The organism is Neisseria sicca 4320 (assembly GCF_000193735.1).
Taxonomy (GTDB): domain Bacteria; phylum Pseudomonadota; class Gammaproteobacteria; order Burkholderiales; family Neisseriaceae; genus Neisseria; species Neisseria sicca_E.
This window is the reverse complement of sequence record NZ_AEPF01000025.1, coordinates 1-2,393: the sequence shown is the minus strand read 5'-3', so window position 1 is coordinate 2,393 and position 2,393 is coordinate 1. Positions and strand designations below refer to the sequence as shown.

The 2,393-nt window shown below is 56.6% G+C and carries 1 protein-coding gene; it reads left to right on the top strand.

Annotated features, from left to right (window positions below):
• A partial coding sequence (gene mfd, locus NSCA4_RS0102150) for a transcription-repair coupling factor (RefSeq protein ID WP_016686613.1) occupies window positions 1–2,239 on the top strand: 2,239 nt, incomplete at its 5' end.
• Between the last annotated feature and the right edge of the window lie 154 nt (window positions 2,240–2,393).

Here is a 2,393-nt window from a genome sequence, read left to right as displayed (position 1 = left end):
CAGCCTGCACCCCGTCGAAAGTAGTCTGCACGGGCAAATCCGACAGCAGCCTGCCCCCTCCCCCGTTGGGGAGGGTTGGGGAGAGGGCAAAGCAGTTGCCGCTCAAAGTGCCATCGCCGTCATCACCGAATCCGAGCTCTACCAATACGTCGCCCGTTCGCGCACCCACAACCGCCGCAAGAAACATGCCGCCGTTTCAGACGGCCTCTTGCGCGACCTTGCCGAAATCAACATCGGCGACCCCGTCGTGCATGAAGAACACGGCATCGGGCGGTATATGGGCTTGGTAACGATGGATTTGGGCGACGAAACCAACGAAATGATGTTGCTCGAATACGCGGGCGAAGCGCAGCTTTATGTACCTGTTTCGCAACTACATTTAATTAGCCGCTACTCCGGCCAAGCGCATGAAAACGTCGCCCTGCATAAGCTCGGCAGCGGCGCGTGGAACAAAGCAAAACGCAAAGCCGCCGAAAAAGCACGCGACACCGCCGCAGAGTTACTCAATCTCTACGCCCAACGCGCCGCCCAATCGGGACACAAGTTTGAAATCAACGAGTTGGATTATCAGGCGTTTGCCGACGGCTTCGGCTACGAGGAAACCGAAGACCAGGCAGCCGCCATCGCTGCCGTGATTAAAGACTTGACGCAGGCGAAGCCGATGGACCGCCTAGTGTGCGGCGATGTCGGTTTCGGCAAAACCGAAGTCGCCCTGCGCGCCGCGTTTGTGGCGGTGATGGGCGGCAAACAGGTTGCCGTACTCGCGCCGACTACGCTTCTGGTCGAGCAGCACGCGCAAAATTTCGCCGACCGTTTCGCCGATTTCCCCGTGAAAGTTGCCAGCCTTTCGCGTTTCAACAATAGCAAAGCCACCAAAGCCGCGCTGGAAGGCATGGCGGACGGCACGGTCGACATCGTTATCGGCACGCACAAGCTGGTGCAGGACGATATAAAATTCAAAAACTTAGGTTTAGTGATTATTGATGAAGAACACCGCTTCGGCGTGCGCCAAAAAGAGCAGCTCAAACGCCTGCGCGCCAATGTCGACATCCTCACCATGACCGCCACGCCGATTCCGCGCACCCTCAGCATGGCGCTCGAAGGCCTGCGCGACTTCTCGCTGATTACCACCGCTCCCAGCCGCCGCCTCGCCGTCAAAACCTTTGTCAAACCGTTCAGCGAAGGCAGCGTGCGCGAAGCCGTGTTGCGCGAACTCAAACGCGGCGGACAAGTGTTTTTCCTGCACAATGAAGTAGATACGATTGAGAATATGCGCGAGCGGCTGGAAACCCTGCTGCCCGAAGCCCGCATCGGCGTGGCGCACGGACAACTGCGCGAGCGCGAGCTGGAGCAAGTCATGCGCGACTTTTTGCAGCAACGATTCAACGTGTTGCTATGTTCCACCATCATCGAAACCGGCATCGACATCCCCAACGCCAACACCATCATCATTAACCACGCCGACAAATTCGGGCTGGCGCAACTGCACCAGCTTCGCGGGCGCGTCGGCCGCAGCCACCACCAAGCCTACGCCTACCTGCTCACGCCCGAATACATCACCAAAGACGCAGAAAAACGCCTCGACGCCATCGCGGCGGCAGACGAACTCGGCGCAGGTTTCACCCTCGCCATGCAGGATTTGGAAATCCGCGGCGCAGGCGAAATCCTCGGCGAAGGACAATCCGGCGAAATGATACAGGTCGGCTTCACGCTCTATACCGAAATGCTCAAACAAGCCGTGCGCGACCTTAAAAAAGGCCGCCAGCCCGACCTCGACGCACCGCTGGGCATCACCACCGAAATCAAACTGCACAGCCCCGCCCTGCTGCCCGAAAGCTACTGCCCCGACATCCACGAACGGCTCGTCCTCTACAAACGCCTCGCCGTCTGCGAAACCGTACAGCAAATCAACGCCATACACGAAGAACTCGTCGACCGCTTCGGCCTGCCCGAACAACCCGTCAAAACCCTCATCGAAAGCCACCACCTGCGGCTCGCCGCAAAAGAATTGGGCATAGACGCCATCGACGCCACCGGCGAAGCCGTAACCGTTACCTTCGGCAAACACCACCAAATCGACCCGACAGAAATCATCCTGCTGATTCAGACGGATAAAAAATATCGGCTCGCTGGGGCGGATAAGTTAAGATTTACAGCCGAGATGGAAAATATCGAAGTCAGGATTAACACCGTGAAGAATGTGTTGAAGACTTTGAAAGAAAGAGCGGTAGCAAAGTAGAGTTTGATAAAGGAAAGGTCGTCTGAAAAATTTTCAGACGACCTTTCCTTATCCAAAATTTGTAGCAACTGTATTTTTCACCCCGTCGGGCAAAAATACAAAAACTCAAATCAAGCCGTTCGGATACCGTTTTCGGTGGTACCGTTTTCGGTGG